This is a genomic window from Halegenticoccus soli, assembly GCF_002844195.1.
In the GTDB taxonomy this organism is placed as follows: Archaea; Halobacteriota; Halobacteria; order Halobacteriales; family Haloferacaceae; genus Halegenticoccus; species Halegenticoccus soli.
Genome location: NZ_PEND01000003.1, coordinates 419,962 through 437,142, shown reverse-complemented (window position 1 = coordinate 437,142; position 17,181 = coordinate 419,962). Strand labels below are relative to the sequence as shown.

Here is a 17,181-nt window from a genome sequence, read left to right as displayed (position 1 = left end):
ATGCGTAATTTCTATTCAGGAGTGTATGGCTTGAATAGTAACTAGACAGCTGATCTTCCTCTTAGTTAGACACGGCCTCGGAGGAAAACCGGGTTAGCACCCTGTTTCGCGCGTTCATACTGGTTTGTCGCCCAGTCGAGCGCTTCTGTGGTGTCGTTCACGGGGATTCCACGCACGCCTTGATCCGTGAAGACGATGATGCCTGATTCGGCTGAATCGACGACCCCGAGCCCGAAACTGAAAGGGATCGATGCAGTACGCAGACTCACATTCTCGTCATCCAGCGGTTCCTCTGTGAGTATTGGAAACGCGACACGGGTGCGCTCGAACACGACTGATGGGATGAGCAGCTCGAGCGAGTAGTTCACACCACGACTCACGCGCTCGTAGAAGTATAGGGAATAGACGGATGCACGATCTAATTGGGTTCTAGCGGGATATCTTGTACGTGATCATTGGGCTCAAGGAGACACACGGGCTCGCGGTAAAGACCGAACTCGACGACTATTACGAGCAAGAGATCAATCACGGGCGACTCTATCCGAACCTCGATAATCTCGTCGAGAACTGCTTACTGGAGAAAGGGGAACTCGATGAACGGGCTAACGTCTATACGATCACACCGCGTGATGTCCGTGAAATCGAGGCCCGAAGGGACTGGGAGAACCAGTATCTCGAAACGGTAGGACTGCAGCCCCCATTACAGGAATAATCCTGAACTTAAGAGGTAGTTCGTCTCAACTGGATTTTGAGCAGTCTAACCAGTTACGAAGCCGCGCGAATCATTGTCTGATCTCTCGAACATGGTCACTTCGCTCGATGTCGAGTTTCTCGGCCGAGTAACCACCCGTCTCTTCGAGCCCCATCGCCAATTTCCCGTCTTCCTCGTTCACCCGGCGAGAGACACGCCGATGAGCGTCCCAACGCCGTAGGTAAGTCCCGCGGCGGCGAGTCCGATCACGACTTGTCTGGCACCGGAATACAGAACGCTACGGCCCGTCAACACCGTAATCGCCCCACCAACTAGAAAGAGTGCAATAGCACTCAACAGCAGACTCGTCCCGACAGCAGTGATTCCGGTGAATGCGAAGAACGGGATGACGGGGACAATCGCTCCCAGTGCGAAGAGGATGAACGACGCACCTGCAGCTTCCCAGGCAGACCCGCCCAGCTCCTCGGGATCGATGCCCAACTCCTCACGAGCAAGTGTATCGAGCGCTGTGGCCTCATCTGCTACCAGTCGTTCTGCGAGCTGCTCTGCTTGGTCTCGGGAGAGGCCTTTCGCTTCGTAGATGAGCGCCAACTCTTCTTCCTCCTCTTCGGGAACTTCAGCGAGTTCGGCGGCTTCGATGTCGATCTGGCGCTGGTAGAGTTCCCGCGAACTCTGGACGGAGAGCCACTCGCCCATCGCCATCGACCCGGCACCGGCGAGCAGCCCAGCCAATCCAGTAATGAGGATGGCTGTCGCGTCGAGAGCAGCCCCTGCGACACCCATCACGAGACTCAGGTTCGACACGAGGCCGTCGTTCGCCCCCAGAACGGCGGCCCGGAGGGCGTTGCCACTAGTTGCTCGATGTCGCCCTTCGAGGCGGGCGAGGACGTTCCCTTCTGCGCCACGGCCAGGTGCCTCGGAGATTGCTGCAAGCAGGCGATCGTGGGACCGCTCGTCAGCGGCTATCCCCGTTCCCTCGACTTCGGGTTGCGTGGCGTATCCCGCACCGCCAGTTGCTTCTCCGGCGCGCATCGTCGGGGCGACGACGTCAGGGCCGAAGTGACCGGCGAGCCACGCGAGTACACGAGCTCTCCAAGACGGCTGTGGCGTCGAACGTTCGGCGCCCGTCTCGCGAAGTTTTTCGGCCCAGAACTCCGCGTGTTCACGCTCGGTCGCCGCAAGGCGCTGATAGACCTCCGCGAGCTGTGGTTGAGACTCCGCTGAGGCCATGGCCTCGTAGACGGTCGCACTATCGATCTCGTCCTGTCTATTACGACGATACCGCGTAACGTCGTCAAGCGCGCTCATTGGCGAGACTTCGTTGAGAAGTGCCTTAGTAATATCAGAGGAATAGCAGTCTGCGGACGGGAATTGAGTGCAAGAACGAAACGCCGCCGGTCCTCAAACGCAAGTTCAAGCGAGTTGGTGGGGAGGCGTCATCAGGTGTGAGCTCCATCCCACAGATCGGATCGGTAGACATTCATCAGAATGCTTCGGCGCCCACCCGAATGGTGATTTCGGAACACCTCCAACACGTATCTATTAGGGGACGACGGGAGAATTCGGTGTTGACTCTGATGGTCAGATTTTCTCTCCGACTCTTCCGGATTCTGGGCAAACTCGTCCCGTTTGGGATACTATTCCTTCGCGACCGACGTCGATTTCTGCTCTTCGGACGTTCCCGTTCGATCTCTCGCGAGACGCACGCGCAGCGTTCCCGCCGGCTTCGCGACGCCATGCTCGATCTCGGGCCGACGTTCGTGAAGATCGGGCAGGTCCTCTCGACTCGCCCTGACGTCGTCCCACCAGTGTACGCCGAGGAGGTCGTCACGCTGCAGGATGCAGTCCCGACGGGGCCGTATCGCGAGATGATCCCCGCCCTCGCCGACGATGTCGGCTATCACTCCTACGATGACTTCGATCCGGAACCGATTGCGGGTGGGTCGCTGGCGCAGGTGTCTATCGAGCGACGTATCTGGGTGACCAAGTCGCTGTGAAGGTTCGACGGCCTGGCGTCAAAGACCTGATCGAGACTGATCTTCGCATCATCCGCCGACTCATCCCGCTGGTGATGCTGCTTGCCCCCGAGCGCCTCCAGTTTTCGCTCCGAAACATGGCTGACGACTTCGAGCGCATCATTCTGGAGGAACTCGACTTCGAGCGGGAAGCCCGAATGATGGCGGAGATCCGGTCAAACTTCGAACGCGACGGCAACGAAGCGGCCGTCATCCCACATGTCTACCAAGAAGTTTCCTCGGAACGAGGGCTCACTATGACCTACGTTGAGGGGACGAAGGTCACCGACGTTGACGAACTCGAATCGAAGGGCCACGACCCGAAACGGGTTGCGAGAGATGTCGCGAACGTGTACTTCACGATGGGGCTCGAACACGGTGTGTATCACGGCGATCCCCATCCCGGAAACCTCGCCGTCGATGACGACGGACGTATCGTTTTCTACGATTTCGGGATGAGTGGGCGATTCACGCCGGCCATGCAGAACAGCGTTGTAAACCTCTATCTCGCTGCGGTCAATCGGAACGTGGATGGAATCATCGACGAGCTGATCGCTCTCGGTGCGCTCGATCCTGACGCTGATCGAGCCGCCGTTGGGCACGTCCTCGAGTTAGTCATCGAGGACTTGGAGGGCAGCGAGACAGTGAACTGGCAGCAGATCATCAGCGAAGTGACCGGGATGCTCCACGAGTTTCCGTTTCGCATTCCGCCCGACATCATGCTCGTCCTCCGAGTGGGTTCAATCAGCGAAGGGGTTCTCAGACAACTCGATCCGGAATTCGATTTCCTCGTTGCGGCACAGGCATTCCTCCGCGAGCACGGGTTCATGGAACGAGTGGCCCGGATGAAACTCGAGGAGATGCGGGGTGAACTTGAGGCGTCGCTCTAGGCATTGCTTCGACTACCGGCGAAACTCGAACGAGAGTTGGATGCACGAGCGGAAGAGCGAACGCAAGCCGTTGTTCGCACGCAGCAACAGAAATCTCGTTCGCTTGGGTATGCGATTCTGGCAGCGGCCGCTCTTATTGGAAGTGAACTGATGGTTTCCGTCGACAGTAGCTACATACTGGTTGGATTGGGCATCGCCCTCGTTTTCATCTTCCTGTTCGTCCGTTCGTCAGGCGACAATACTCGATGAGCAGCCTGACAATCGCCGAGCCACGATGTAGCGGACTCTCCACTAACCTAGCCGACCCCCCGATCTAGTCGAAGACCAGCAAGAGCCCGATCATCTAGCTGAATCGCGGTAGATGGTTCGTCCTCCCCGGTAGACGACGAGCGTAGCCACGGCGAGTACGGTCCCGAAGAGGAGCGTGATACTGAGGTCATGGAGGACTTGAATCCCGTAGGCGTGACTGATCGTCTTGCTCGCTACCGCGACGCTGTCGAGGAGTAACACCATCGCGAAGTACCCCATCAGTGCCTGCTCGTCAACGAGGTCAGTAAGACGCGAGCCAACGTAGGATCCGAAGACGCTTCCACTGAGCAGCGGGAGTACGACCGAGAAATGGACGGCTCCTTGCTGGAGGTAGCGAACCGATCCGAACGCGCTCGAACCGGCGATCTGAAAGATGTCGGTGCCGACCGCGACCGATTTCGAGATACCGATACCGTAGATGAGACTCGGAACCATCAGAAATCCACCGCCCACCCCGAGAAAGCCAGAGAGCGTTCCGATCCCGACACCGACGACCAAGACGAGCCAGACGGAGATGCGCACATCCGACCGGAGATTGATTCGAGGAGGCAATCGACCGAGGGCGTATCGTTTGAACAGAGGGGGAGCGTGTCGTTCGACGGAATCAACGTCTATATTCCGATGAACCCGGCGACGGATGAGTACGCCGCCCACTGCCAGCAGTATGACGTAGGCAATGCTGATGACAACGTCCGCAAGGCCTTCAACGGCGAGCCAAAAGAGCACCCGCCTTCCGGCCTCGATACCGGCTGCCATCCCAAGAATAAGGAGTGCTCCGAGCGTGTAATCGATATGTCCGGCAGACCGGTGGGTGACGGCTGCAGCGAGTGATGTTCCAAAGACGAACACGAGACCGGAGCCCACAGCGGCTTCGGCGGGATGGCCGAGTACGAGGAGCGCCGGAGTAACAAAGAAGCTCCCACCCAGTCCGAAGAATCCAAATAGAATCCCCACGAGGAATCCGAATCCGACAAAAAACAGGACTTCTGATTCTACAAGTACCATTCGCCTCCAACCTCCACTAGTTTATCTGAAATAGGTTTCTGGATTTGGAGCACCCACGATAGCAGGAGAAGAACCAAGAGCGTCATGTCATGAGTGAGAATACGGCGTGGAACATGAAAAAAGATGCAGTGCCCAACGAGTCCTTCACGATATGATCGACGTATAGTTTAGAAATTATCTATGAATATCTGCTATTTCTTGGTTACTGGGGTTCAGGATACGGTACTCCCAGTTATTCATGAAGGCGTCGTATACGCGTCGAAGTATCGACGGAGTTGAGAGCAACTGAGCGAACACAACTGGATGGCGAAGAAGGCGAAAAAGGACGTATTTCGGTGCTCGGTCTGCCTCCTCAACATCGAGGCCGGAAACCACCGCTAATATCTCGCCAAGCAGTTATGGTCGGTGCGATTCAAGGACCCCTCGAACCACATGCGCAAGTAAGTACTCAGGGCGCATCGTCTCGTGCAACGTCGCAGGATATTCTGCTAATCGACCGTCAGCGGCATGATCAGCCATGATGTACGCCGAGTGGACGGCCTGTGAGATCCCTTTCCCGGAAAACCGGGTCGCAATTCCAGCTGCGTCACTAACTCTGACGACATTGAGCTCGGGTACATACACCCGCGAAGGAGTTAGACTCGGTCCCTGTGGAATAATAGCAACATTCGTTTGTTCTCGTGAAGGAATAGGCCCGCCGTTTCGTTCACAGGCTTGTTTAAACGCCTCCATGTAATCAGTTGGAAGATCCCGCTGTGCCCACCCAATTCCGATGTTTGCCCGGTGTGGCGATTTCGGGAACACCCAGGTGTAGTCAACATAGTTCTCAAGGACCATCCGTGTGTTCGGGTATATGTCGGAAAAGTCGCCCTTCACGTCGGTATTGAGTGCGGTCATATATCCAGAGTACTCGTCGGTGATGCCGGTCACCTTGCTAGTGAGTGACGGCTACCCGGTCGCGTCGACGACCAAATCGTAGCGTACAATGAGCGATTTAAACTCCGATTTCGTAACTGGAGACCCCGAACGTACGGTTACCCCATCAGCCTCGAGGGTAGCCGCCCACCGACGCTCTACGACATTGTGGTCGGTTACATATCCATCCGCGGATGGAAATGCCCCGGTTCCCGCTAGCTCTCGATCTGGACTCGTCTCTGTATACACGTCCACCTCAAATTCGGGAACATTATTGACGAACCCATTCTCTGGCGTTTTCTCCAGCGGACTCATCGAGGCCGCTGTCATCGCCTCTCCACAGTTTACTCGCTTCAACTCGTACGACTGCCGTTCGAACAGGTCGACTGTGTATCCCAGGCAGTTCAACGCATGAGCAGCTGCTAACCCGCCCATTGCCCCACCGATGACAGCTGCTGATCGCCCCCGACAGTCGATCGCATGGGAGATACCCGAAAAGTGACCCGCCCCATCGAGAAACAAATCCGTGTCCCCCAGGTACCTCGATACCTGATTTAATCCGGTCGGGAAAATCTCACGAGACATCAGTCTGCACACCTTCATCATATGCGTGGCGTACTGGTTGACACTGCTTGCCAACGTGAGTTTATTTCTCCTCATTTCTACCACCTCGTTCGGAATTAGATTCACGTTCGCGTTCGTGTTCCGCATACCAGCGCGGTTCGGGCCACTGGATGCCGCCTTCACGGTAGATGTCGAACACGCCACGTTTGATGTCGTCTCGGATGATGTCTGCGGTCGTCTTGTCGACGCTTACGAAGTGACACAGGGGTAGCCCGGGTACGCGACCGCGTTCTCGAGGACGCCAATGACAAGACCAGTGGACGAGGCGCGAATCATCTCGATGTGTCCTTGAAATGGTCTAAAATCGTGAATAGCGGGTCACCGTCCTCGACGAGCGGGTATGGACCCCACTTCATCTCGACGAGACCACCGGTTTCGGCGCAGAGCCACATCTTTTTGCCGTCGCGGGCGACGACACGGGTCCAGCCGGACCAGGAAACTGGTCGGTCTGGTAGGACCTCGTGTTCGGCGAGGACGCTCGCGACGCAGTGGAGCGCCCGGTCAAGGTGCGCTGTCTGGAAGCGGTGGGCTCGCCTCATCTCGACAGTGACTGTCGGAATACCGTCCCGACAGGCCACGTTCCTGAGCGTCCCTTGTGCTCCCTCGCCGTCGAGGATGATACTAATGCCGAACGCCCGAGCGATACGTTCGACAGCTGGGTCACACATGTCGGCACGGACGTGGTACATGGTCGTCCGGTTGCGCGTCGACGTGTGGAAGTCGAGCCCGAGATCACATTTCGAGATGAACTCCTCGTAAATCGTGTTTGCGAGCCGATTTGTTGGCGTACTTCGGGAGTTGCCGGAAAACGACCGGTTGAAGTCTTCGTCGTAGATTGGGATATACCGTTGCTGGGCCAGAAACCCTGGGACGTTCAGTACGTGGAGGCAGACGAGCGTCCCGTGAAGATCGCTCGGTTCGTACTCGGCTGCGACCTCTTGGACGATCTTGACCCCGTTGAGTTCGTCGCCGTGAACCGCGGCGGTCAAGCAGACTGTCGGTCCCGCTTGCTCACCATTGACGACAGTGACTGGCAGTTCAATTACGTCGTCGTGAAACATGGTCGCAACGGCATACCGGAACTGAGACTTCTCACCGGGTGGAACTGTCCTACCCCCGACTTCGATCGAGTGGGATGAATCACTGGTCATGACTTCTCTCCATTCGTTCGGTCGGTCTGGTCCTGCCATGACGGTTCGAGGTGTCTTCGGCCGAGGAACCGCGGTACCGATTTTCGATACTCCTCGTAGGTGTCTCCGTACTGCACGCCGAGCCACGGTTCTTCGGCGAGTGGGGCGAGTAGAAACCAGACGATGCCGACGAGAGTGAGGACAGCTGTCATCCACGAGTCGGCGAGGATAGCGCCACCTCCGAGCATGGCGACAAATCCGACGTATTGCGGATTACGCTAGTACCAGTACGGGCCCTCGGTGTTCAGGTGCCCCTCGAGACCGCTACTTTCCCAAAGCCCGAAGCGCCACACGGCCAAAGTAGCCAATACATCTCCACCGAGCACCAGCGGGAAACTGATCCCCTGGACGAGCGTCGGAGGTCGGTACCAGTTCCACCAGTCGAGATAGGCCACGCCGACCAGACCCCCGAAGTAGAGTAACCAGGCCGCCCAACCGATCCAGAACGTCCAGTCGCGCTCGCCGTGCGGCCAGAAGCGTCGCACCGGACTACGGATGCTGATGAGGAATCCAACGACCAGGGTAGCACCGGCTACCAGCCTCACGCTAAAAAGCAGTGCTTTTACTCCGGTCGTCGCGGTCACAGTCAATCACGCCCGTTCGGTTACAGCCATTACTGGTTACTGCTCGGGGGACTCGGAGCGAATGATACTGGCGACGTTGTCGAGTTGTGCCGAAACGTGAGCACTCTCGCCGGCCAAGTGGATCACCACGTCATCTAATGCGAGGATACCCACGAGCGCACCGTCGTCGACGACTGGAATTCGTCTGGCGTGGGCCTGGTCCATGTGGTGGAGTACGCGCGGCAGTTCATCGTCAGCGTTCACGACGACCGGATCGGCGGTCATCACGTCTTTGGCGGTGATCTCTGTAAGGTCTTTTTCCGTCTCGAAGAGGTTGACGTTTCCCTCTCCTGCGAGCAACTCGACGGTGAGATCACGGTCTGTGACGATACCGACCAGTTCATTGTCCTCAACGATGACGACGCTTCCGACGGAGCGCTCAAACATGGTTTCTGCGAGTTCTCTGACAGTCGCGTCCGGACCTGCAGAGACCACGTCCTCGCTGGCGAGTTTCTCGATCCGCATCGGGAGGTCGGTCCGTTTCGATCCCATGGCACAACGTTCGACCGCTGGAACGAAAAATGGTAGCACACTGCGTACAGTGGAGCCGTCTGTAACCGATGGAGGAGATTCTGCAATCGCTAGTCTGCCGGCCGCACCTGCCCCGGCGGGGATACGCCCGGGAGACCCGGGATCGAGAGGTCAGTCCGGCGGAGTAATTGCGCGTTGATCGCGACGATGACGGTACTTAGCGACATCAGGAGTGCACCGACGGCCGGCGAGAGGAGGATGCCGATGGGCGCGAGGACGCCCGCGGCCAGCGGGATGGCGAAGACGTTGTAGCCAGCGGCCCAGACGATGTTCTCCTGCATCTTTCGGTAACTCGCCTTGCTCAGTTTCACGAGGCGGACGACGTCCATGGGGTTGTTCTGAACGAGGATCACATCCGCCGACTGGACGGCGACGTCGGTCCCACTGCCAATGGCGATGCCGACGTCCGCCCGGGTCAGCGCCGGCGCGTCGTTGACGCCGTCGCCAACCATCGCAACGAGTTTGCCCTGGTCCTGGAGTTCCTGAACCTTTTCGTCCTTGTCCTCGGGAAGCACCTCGGCGAACACCGTGTCGATGCCCAGCTTGTCGGCCACCGCGTCGGCCACGTCCTGGGAATCGCCGGTCAGCATCGCCACTTCGATGCCGAGTTCGTGGAGCGCGTCGACGACCCGGTAACTCTCCTCGCGGATCACGTCCGCCATGGCGAAGGCGGCGATCAGTTCACCCTCACGAACGAGGTACACGACCGTTTGTGCGTTCTCACCGGCCTCTTGGGCAAAGGTCTGGAGCGTAGACGGAACGTCGCTGTCGAGATGATTCAGGAGGTTCGGACCGCCGACGTACACCTCGTCGTCGTCGACCATCGCCCGGACGCCCCGCCCCTTCATCGCTTCGAAGCCGTCCGCATCAGGTACGTCGATCCCCCGCTCGTCGGCCGCCTGCCGGATTGCCCGCGCGATCATATGCTCGGAGTCGCTCTCGACGGCGGCGGCCAGAGCTAAGGCTTCGTCCTCGTCGACACCGTCGACGGTCGCCGTCCCGACCACGCCGTGTTCGCCTTCGGTGAGCGTCCCGGTCTTGTCGAAGATGATCGCGTCAAGATTACGTGCCTCTTCCATGGCGATCCGGTCTCGGACGAGCATCCCGTTCCGAGCCGCAAGCGACGTGTTGATCGCGACGACGAGCGGGATCGCGAGTCCAAGTGCGTGGGGGCACGCGATGACGAGAACGGTCACGACACGCTCGATCACCGTTGCGTCGAACGAGACCGCGACAGTCCACGCAATCGCGGTCACGGCTGCCGCCGCAACGGCGACGTAGAACAGCCAGCCTGCCGCGCGGTCGGCCAGCACCTGGGTCTTGGACTTACTCTCCTGAGCCTCCTCGACGAGGCGCATGATGCCTGCGAGCGTCGTCTCGTCACCTGTTGCGTCGATTCGGACCCGGAGACTCCCGTCGCCGTTTACCGTGCCACCGATGACCTCGTCGCCGGGTTCCTTCGAGACGGGTCTGGATTCGCCGGTGATCATCGACTCGTTCACGTCAGAGTCACCCTCCTCGACGACGCCGTCGGCTGGGACACTTGCGCCAGGCCGAATGAGGACGAGATCGCCCTCCGACAGCTCGCTCACCGGTACCTCCTCGGTGTCACCACTTTCAGTGATCCGCTCCGCCGTGTCGGGCATGAGCTTCGCCAGCTCGTCGAGGGCACTCGAAGCACGACGGACAGATCGCATCTCGATCCAGTGGCCCAACAGCATGATGTCGATCAGCGTCACCAACTCCCAGAAGAAGGCAGACGTCGTCGGGAAGACGACGCTCGCGAGGCTGTAGACGAACGCGACGGTGATCGCCATCGAGATGAGCGTCATCATCCCGGGCGAGCGATCCTCTAGTTCCGGAGCGGCCATCCGGAGGAACGGGACGCCACCATAGACGAAGACGATCACCGCGAAGACGGGGTTTATCCACTCGCTGCCCGAGAATGCCGGCACTGTGAATCCGAGCCACCCCTGAAGGGTTTCGCTGTACAGAAGGACCGGGATCGAGAGAAGCGTCGAGACGAAGAAACGCCGACGGAACATCTGCTCGTGGCCCTCGTGCATTCCGCCATGGCCGTCGTGACCGTCTCCGTGACCGCCGGCCCCGTGCCCCATCTCGTGCTCAGTTCGCTCGTGGATCTCTTGTTTGGCTTCTTCGGCGTCTTCCCCTTCCTCCTCGAGTATTCCCTGTTCGACCCGGTCGACGTCCCGATCGTCAGCTATCTCGTTCGGTTCGTCACTCGCGCTAGGTTCGGAGTGATCGTGATGGGGGTGTTCGCCGTCGGCTGAGTGTTCGTGGTCGTCCATAGTTCATCGGTGTCTCTGAGAGTACGCGCCGGATAGTGATGGATGTAGGGGACAGAAAGTCAGGCGTGACTTGTGACTACAGCGCTTCAGGCGTATGCCGTGTATCCAGCATCTTCGACGGCCTGAACGAGTGCTGTGGTGTCAGCGTCACCATCGACGCTCGCCTGTTCGGACTCTCGATCGGCAGCCGCGTCGGTCACGCCGCTCACCTCTCGAAGCGCTTCTTCGACTGTCTGCTCACAGTGGCCACAGGTCATTCCCTCGACGGTGATGGTCGTTGACATACACGAATACATACGCTTCCCTTTCTTATTCGGATTTTCCCTTCGAACTAGTGGGTCGTAGACATCCCAAAGTTTGGAAAACAAGCGTATTCCGCCGGGAAGCTTTAGTCAATCGTCGCCGTTTGTACCACTAAGCGCGACCTCGACGAAACCGATCTCGAGATTCTCCAGCTCCTGATGCCGAACACTCGTCGTCCGTACAGTGACATCGTTGATGCCGTCGGTCTCTCGGCACCGGCGGTATCGGATCGTGTGGCGAGACTGCAGGAGATGGGCATCATCAACCGATTCACGCTTGACGTCGATCACTCACAACTTCGGAAGGGGATTCCTGTGTTGCTGACACTGGACGTCTCCTCTGACGGTCCAGATGTCGCATCACTCAAAGATGTCCTGCTCAACGAGGGAGCGGTCGAACACGTATTCACCACCGCTGAAGCCGATCTGGTCGTCTATGCGCGAGTCCCGGACAATGATGTTGCCAGTTGGCTCGACGACACCCTCAAAGACGGAGCGATCGCAGATTTTGGAGTGACGCTCCTAGCATGCGCTGATTGGTTGCCTGATCTGGGTGGGACGGAGTTCGCGCTCACCTGTGCCCAGTGCGGGAATACGGTCAATACCGAGGGGACAGCGACCCGCATCGATGAGGAGTTGTACCAGTTCTGTTGTCCATCGTGTGAATCCCGATTCGAGGAGAAATACGAGCAGCTTCAGCTGGGAGCCGATTGATTAGGGAGGTCTGCTAGATTGCTTTGGATTCAAAATGCCACAGTCTCATTTACCGAACACCTGAAAGGGCAAACCGATTGAACGAGGGGTCCATATGAGTATGTAATGAGTCAGCGCCGAAGCCAAATTAACATCCAGGGGATGAGTTGCGCGAACTGCTCGCAAACCATCACCGACGCCGTCGAGTCCGTAGATGGCGTCTCGGACGTGAACATCAATTTCGCGACCGACGAGGGGAATAGAGTACGACCCGGAAGAAACGTCGCTCGCCCGGATCTTCGACGCCATCGAGGACGCCGGATACACGCCGGTCACGGATTCAGTGACGGTCGACATCACGGACATGTCGTGTGCGAACTGCTCAGAGACAGTGCAGGACGCACTTGAGCAGACGCCCGGCGTCGTCACAGCGGACGTGAACTTCGCGACCGACGAGGCACAGGTCACGTACAACCCAGCTGAAGCGAGTCTCACGGACTTCTACGACGCCATCGAGGACGCCGGCTACTCACCCGTCCGCGAGGACGCTGAGACTGAGGACGAGTCGGGTGGTGACGCCCGGGAGGCCGCCCGGCAAGAGGAGATCAGGCGACAGTTGCGGCTGACGCTGTTCGGCGCGGCGCTCGCGGCCCCGATGCTGTTCTTCCTCGCCGAGAAGTTCCTGCTCGGCGGTGGCGTCCTTCCGGAGACGATTCTCGGGATCGAATTCGGCTGGGCAGAGTTCCTGCTGGCGACGCCCGTCCAATTAGTGCTCGGCTGGCCGTTCTACAAGAACTCCTACAAGGCGCTCGTCAAGAACGGCCGCGCCAACATGGACGTCCTGATCGCACTGGGCTCGACCACCGCGTACGTCTACTCCGTGGCGGTCCTGCTCGATGTCATTGCCGGCGGCCTGTACTTCGACACGGCAGCGCTCATCCTCGTGTTCATCACGCTCGGTAACTATCTGGAGGCTCGCTCGAAGGGGCAGGCCGGCGAAGCGCTCCGCAAACTGCTGGAGATGGAGGCCGAGACGGCCACCATCGTCAACGAAGAGGGTAACGAAGAAGAGATTCCTCTCGAAGACGTTGAGGTCGGCGACCGGATGAAGGTCCGTCCGGGCGAACAGATCCCGACCGACGGCGTCGTCGTCGACGGGCAATCCGCAGTGGATGAGTCGATGGTGACTGGCGAGTCCGTCCCCGTCGAGAAGAGCGAGGGCGACGAGGTGGTCGGCTCGACCATCAACGAGAACGGCGTGCCCGTCGTGGAAGCGACGAAGGTCGGGAAGGACACCGCCCTCCAGCAGATCGTTCAGACGGTGAAGGAAGCGCAGTCGCGCCAGCCCGACATTCAGAACCTCGCCGACCGCATCTCGGCGTACTTTGTGCCGGCGGTCATCGCGAACGCCGTCCTCTGGGGCCTCGTCTGGTACCTGTTCCCCGAAGCCCTCGCTGGGTTCGTCGAGTGGCTCCCGCTGTGGGGCCTCGTTGCAGGCGGCCCCGTCGCGGCCGGTGGCGTGTCGGTCTTCGAATTCGCGGTGATCGTCTTCGCGTCGGCCGTGTTGATCGCCTGTCCCTGCGCACTGGGACTGGCGACCCCAGCCGCGACAATGGTTGGGACGACCATCGGCGCACAGAACGGTGTCCTGTTCAAAGGTGGTGACATCCTCGAGCGAGCGAAGGACGTCGACACTGTCGTCTTCGACAAGACAGGGACGCTCACGAAAGGCGAGATGGAGCTGGCTGACGTGGTCGTTTTCGACGGCAACGGACAACCCGTGGCAGACGGCGGTGAACCCGCTGCCGATGGGGGCCAGCTGACCGCACAGGAGCGCCTCAGCGAGGACGACGTACTGCGGCTGGCAGCCACCGCCGAGAGTGGGAGCGAACACCCGCTCGCTCGGGCCATCGTCGACGGGGCCGAAGACCGCGGAATCAACGTGACCGACCCAGATAGCTTCGAGAACATCCTTGGACACGGCATCAAAGCGACCGTCGGTGACAGTGAAGTGCTGGTCGGGAATCGAAAGCTACTCCGGGACAACGGGATCGAACCCTCGCCCGCTCAGGAGACGATGGAGCGCCTTGAGAACGAGGGGAAGACGGCGATGCTCGTAGCCTACGAGAGTGAACTCGTCGGTGTGGTCGCCGACGCCGATACGATCAAGGCGAGTGCGAAAGAGGCCCTGAGCCAACTACAGGAGCGCGGTGTCGAAGTGATGATGATCACGGGCGACAACGAGCGGACCGCCCGAGCAGTGGCCGAGCAGGTCGGCATCGACTCCGAGAACGTCCGCGCGGAGGTCCTCCCCGAGGACAAGTCCGACGCCGTCGAGGCCATTCAGGACGAGGGGCGCAAGGCGATGATGGTCGGTGACGGCGTCAACGACGCCCCCGCGCTCGCCGTCGCGTACGTCGGGACTGCTATCGGGAGCGGGACGGACGTCGCCATCGAGGCGGCGGACGTGACGCTGATGCGTGACGACCCGCTCGACGTGGTGAAAGCCATCCGCATCTCGGACGCGACGCTCGCGAAGATCAAACAGAACCTCGTCTGGGCGCTCGGCTACAACACCGCGATGATCCCGCTCGCGTCGCTCGGGCTGCTCCAGCCCGTGCTCGCTGCCGGCGCGATGGCGTTCTCGTCGGTGTCGGTTCTGTCGAACAGCCTGCTGTTCCGCCGGTACACTCCTGACCACGACTACGAGCTGCTCGGCCGACTCCGCTAATCAACCAACTCAGTGCCATCATGTCCACCGCATCCCGTCAAATGGTTCTGACGTATCTCGTCAAGTCAGTCAGTGCCGAGCCCACGCTTCCCCGGCCTGGTGAAATTACCAGCAATCTTGGCGACTCACCCAAGGCTTACGCACAGCACCCCGATCGACTCCAAGAGGACATCGTCGGCGTGTCACTCGAACACTGTGGCCGATCAGAGAACACGACGCTGCGTGTCGAGGCGATCGACTCATGAATGCGACCAGTACGATAACGCGGCAATACGGTGCGGCGATCGCGCTCGTCCCCGGCCTGTACTCACTGATCTCCGTGACGGGTGGGACTGGGATGATGGGTTCGAACAGCGGCCTCCTCATGACGATTCTCGGCATCGTCGTCGTGATTCACGGCGTCGTCCTGCTGACGCCCTACGCTAGCCGTCTCGGAAACGCGAGTAGGCCGCTGATGATCGGCTACTCGCTGGTGATGTTGCTCAATCAGGCTCTCATCAGGACGACTGGAAGCGTGAACTGGGGGATGAGTGGAGGCATGGGTCCCGGTACGGGCGGCGGGATGGGATCCAGCATGATTTCTGGGATGGGTTGGGATCTCGGCATGGTCGCTCTCGCTATCCTGATGTTGATCAGTGGTGTCATAATGACGAGTCGGCGCGACACCGAAGCCGGAATGTGAAGAGAGAGTCAGCGGTCGAATGAGATGTGGTACCTCAACGTGTCACTCGGCTAAATTATACGCTATCAGCCGAGAAGGTATCGGGTCCATGGATACCGTTCGACCAGCGGAACGCCATCGACCTCGTACTGTTCAACGTACGCATCGAGGCCGAGGATGCGGCCGGCGCCGAACGCGGCGACAGAGAGGAACACGAGCATGTAGGCGAAATCACCGTTGATGTAGCCGTGGGCGATGTCCCAGTTCCCGAAAAAGAATAGGAGCATCATGAATGCACCCCAGAACGCGGCGAGGCGGGTGAGCAGGCCAACCAGCAACCCAAGGCCGATGAGGACCTCGCCCCATGGAACGGCGACGTTCACGAACGAGACGAACCATGGCGTGTTCCCCATCGCGACGAACAGGTCCGCGAGCGGACTGCCGGTGTTTGGAACGGCTCCCGTCAGATAGCCGGCTGCACTGAAACTCCCTGAGAGGACCTTGTCGAGGCCGCTCTGGAAAAATGCAAGCCCCATCATCAGCCTGAGCGCGAAGATGAACCAGACACTCAGCGTGTGCAATTTCCCGCTTGCCGTGAAGCCGCCGATGGTACTCTCCAGATGCACCTCTTGTGATGCCATACTTAGAGAGAATTCACAAGTAGCTACAAAAAGGTCATCCTGACGAGGAGTGCCGATTGATGGCGGACGCTGCCCTGAAATCGAGTAACCGATTTCAGAGAGCAGTTTCAGAGAATTCTCAGGTCAGAGTTGGTTGGCAGAGCGTCAGTGTTCGATCCGAATATCGTGCTGCGTTGTAATGAGCGTCCCATCCGGTTTCGATTGAAGGAACAACCGGTATCTTCCGGGGGTAGGAAACTGCGCGCCGAATTCGACTCGTCCGCTGTCGGGATTCGTCTCCTCGGGATGGACGTGCAGATAGGCGAGATCGCCTTCTCGGAGTGCAACAAGATGGCCGAGCGCGCCAAGGTACGGATCCAGACGCGACACGTCCTCTCCGTCACGCCTGATTTCGAACGCTAACTCAGCCGACTCACCGGCGAGAATCTCGTCAGTATGGAGGTCAACGACGTATCCATCTGCTGTCGCACGCGGAGACGTGTTGGGGCGTGGAGCAACCTCTATCTCCCCTGAAGCAAAGAGGTCGAATCCAAGCGTCATCGGCCGACTGTCGACGACCAAGTCGATGAACGCTCGGTAGATACCGGGATTAGGGAGTGTGAACGCTTCGACACGCCAGGTTCCATCGGCGTCAAGCGTCGGATGGAGATGCTGGAATCGAGTTAGGTCTCTACGGACGACGATCAGGTGACCACGCTGTCCGTGAGCCTCGTCGAACTCGGTCACTACACTGCCATCCGACGTGACGACCTGGAAGCTCCAGTCGAGCGGGTCACCGGGAGTGAAGTGCGTGTCTGTCGGGACGAAGCGGAGTCCATCTGCGTCGACCGAGAGTCCGCCTAGTGTAGCGTGTCCACCAGGCCCGTATCCCTTGGGAGGACTGTGGCTCCCGTGTTCGGAGTGATTCTCCATAGAGTAGACATGGTCCGTTTCGGATTTACCGGTTGCTCTGATCTGGTATTGCGAATCGACTTCTCTGTTGATTCGTGGATCGGCCTCCGGTTCACAATCGAAAGGTCGACCCGTTAGT

Annotated in this window: 17 protein-coding genes and 3 pseudogenes; 7 read left to right on the top strand and 13 right to left on the bottom strand. The window is 59.2% G+C overall.

Features of this window, described 5'->3' with window-relative positions:
- Positions 1-65 precede the first annotated feature (65 nt).
- Positions 66-368, bottom strand: a complete 303-nt coding sequence (locus tag CNO20_RS10640; RefSeq protein WP_101296094.1) for a transcriptional regulator FilR1 domain-containing protein — start codon at positions 366-368, stop codon at positions 66-68.
- Positions 369-439: 71 nt separating this feature from the next.
- Here CNO20_RS10640 and CNO20_RS10635 point away from each other — a divergent pair, with 71 nt between their 5' ends.
- Entirely contained in the window at positions 440-712 is a 273-nt protein-coding gene (locus CNO20_RS10635; protein WP_233204152.1) for a PadR family transcriptional regulator, read from the top strand.
- A gap of 177 nt (positions 713-889) precedes the next feature.
- On the opposite strand, the gene CNO20_RS10630 is transcribed toward CNO20_RS10635, so the two are convergent.
- A complete protein-coding gene (locus CNO20_RS10630; protein ID WP_101296093.1) occupies positions 890-2,020 on the bottom strand; it encodes a VIT1/CCC1 transporter family protein in 1,131 nt (376 codons plus the stop codon).
- Between the two features lie 200 nt (positions 2,021-2,220).
- On the opposite strand from CNO20_RS10630, the gene CNO20_RS10625 reads away from it, so the two are divergent.
- Entirely contained in the window at positions 2,221-2,709 is a 489-nt protein-coding gene (locus CNO20_RS10625) for an AarF/ABC1/UbiB kinase family protein (RefSeq protein WP_143423195.1), read from the top strand.
- The gene (locus CNO20_RS10620; protein ID WP_158237399.1) at positions 2,706-3,617 is read left to right on the top strand and encodes an ABC1 kinase family protein; all 912 of its coding nucleotides are present in this window, start codon (positions 2,706-2,708) and stop codon (positions 3,615-3,617) included. Before CNO20_RS10625 ends, CNO20_RS10620 begins: the two co-directional genes overlap by 4 nt.
- Positions 3,618-3,956: 339 nt before the next feature.
- Here CNO20_RS10620 and CNO20_RS10615 read toward each other — a convergent pair whose 3' ends face one another.
- The 8 genes and pseudogenes from CNO20_RS10615 to CNO20_RS10585 form a co-directional block, all read right to left on the bottom strand.
- Positions 3,957-4,931 carry a sulfite exporter TauE/SafE family protein gene (locus CNO20_RS10615; RefSeq protein ID WP_101296090.1) on the bottom strand — a complete coding sequence of 325 codons (975 nt, stop codon included), beginning with the start codon at positions 4,929-4,931 and terminating at the stop codon, positions 3,957-3,959.
- 396 nt (positions 4,932-5,327) lie between these two features.
- The gene (locus tag CNO20_RS23330; RefSeq protein WP_199174804.1) at positions 5,328-5,861 is read right to left on the bottom strand and encodes an NAD(P)/FAD-dependent oxidoreductase; all 534 of its coding nucleotides are present in this window, start codon (positions 5,859-5,861) and stop codon (positions 5,328-5,330) included.
- Positions 5,862-5,879: 18 nt separating this feature from the next.
- Complete coding sequence (locus CNO20_RS23325) at positions 5,880-6,593, bottom strand: NAD(P)/FAD-dependent oxidoreductase (RefSeq protein ID WP_233204156.1); 714 nt, start codon at positions 6,591-6,593, stop codon at positions 5,880-5,882.
- A pseudogene (locus tag CNO20_RS10605) lies at positions 6,493-7,621 on the bottom strand (succinylglutamate desuccinylase/aspartoacylase family protein). The gene CNO20_RS23325 and the pseudogene CNO20_RS10605 overlap by 101 nt, the downstream one beginning before the upstream one ends.
- Positions 7,618-7,866: pseudogene (locus CNO20_RS10600) on the bottom strand (methyltransferase family protein); the annotation flags it as partial. The pseudogenes CNO20_RS10605 and CNO20_RS10600, both read right to left, overlap by 4 nt.
- Positions 7,867-7,878: 12 nt before the next feature.
- Positions 7,879-8,244 carry a hypothetical protein gene (locus CNO20_RS10595; RefSeq protein ID WP_143423194.1) on the bottom strand — a complete coding sequence of 122 codons (366 nt, stop codon included), beginning with the start codon at positions 8,242-8,244 and terminating at the stop codon, positions 7,879-7,881.
- Between the two features lie 36 nt (positions 8,245-8,280).
- Positions 8,281-8,775, bottom strand: a complete 495-nt coding sequence (locus tag CNO20_RS10590) for a CBS domain-containing protein (protein ID WP_101296087.1) — start codon at positions 8,773-8,775, stop codon at positions 8,281-8,283.
- Between the two features lie 89 nt (positions 8,776-8,864).
- Positions 8,865-10,880 carry a copper-translocating P-type ATPase gene (locus CNO20_RS10585; protein WP_101296086.1) on the bottom strand — a complete coding sequence of 672 codons (2,016 nt, stop codon included), beginning with the start codon at positions 10,878-10,880 and terminating at the stop codon, positions 8,865-8,867.
- 6 nt (positions 10,881-10,886) lie between these two features.
- Between CNO20_RS10585 and CNO20_RS23815 the strand changes: the two genes are divergently transcribed.
- Entirely contained in the window at positions 10,887-11,105 is a 219-nt protein-coding gene (locus tag CNO20_RS23815) for a hypothetical protein (protein WP_101296085.1), read from the top strand.
- A 104-nt stretch (positions 11,106-11,209) separates the two neighbouring features.
- Here CNO20_RS23815 and CNO20_RS10575 read toward each other — a convergent pair whose 3' ends face one another.
- Positions 11,210-11,407: a heavy-metal-associated domain-containing protein gene (locus CNO20_RS10575; protein WP_101296084.1), complete on the bottom strand. Its 198-nt coding sequence runs from the start codon at positions 11,405-11,407 to the stop codon at positions 11,210-11,212.
- A 111-nt stretch (positions 11,408-11,518) separates the two neighbouring features.
- Between CNO20_RS10575 and CNO20_RS10570 the strand changes: the two genes are divergently transcribed.
- The 3 genes and pseudogenes from CNO20_RS10570 to CNO20_RS10560 all read left to right on the top strand — a co-directional run bounded on the left by CNO20_RS10570 (position 11,519) and on the right by CNO20_RS10560 (position 15,531).
- A complete protein-coding gene (locus tag CNO20_RS10570) occupies positions 11,519-12,139 on the top strand; it encodes an AsnC family transcriptional regulator (protein ID WP_269844139.1) in 621 nt (206 codons plus the stop codon).
- Between the two features lie 105 nt (positions 12,140-12,244).
- Positions 12,245-14,849 (top strand): annotated as a pseudogene (locus CNO20_RS10565) (heavy metal translocating P-type ATPase).
- Between the two features lie 241 nt (positions 14,850-15,090).
- Complete coding sequence (locus tag CNO20_RS10560) at positions 15,091-15,531, top strand: hypothetical protein (protein WP_101296082.1); 441 nt, start codon at positions 15,091-15,093, stop codon at positions 15,529-15,531.
- 65 nt (positions 15,532-15,596) lie between these two features.
- Here CNO20_RS10560 and CNO20_RS10555 read toward each other — a convergent pair whose 3' ends face one another.
- Together CNO20_RS10555 and CNO20_RS10550 are read right to left on the bottom strand one after the other, a co-directional pair.
- Positions 15,597-16,151: a DoxX family membrane protein gene (locus CNO20_RS10555; RefSeq protein ID WP_101296081.1), complete on the bottom strand. Its 555-nt coding sequence runs from the start codon at positions 16,149-16,151 to the stop codon at positions 15,597-15,599.
- A gap of 144 nt (positions 16,152-16,295) precedes the next feature.
- On the bottom strand, positions 16,296-17,063 hold the full coding sequence (locus CNO20_RS10550; protein WP_101296080.1) for a hypothetical protein: 768 nt from the start codon (positions 17,061-17,063) through the stop codon (positions 16,296-16,298).
- Positions 17,064-17,181 lie beyond the last annotated feature (118 nt).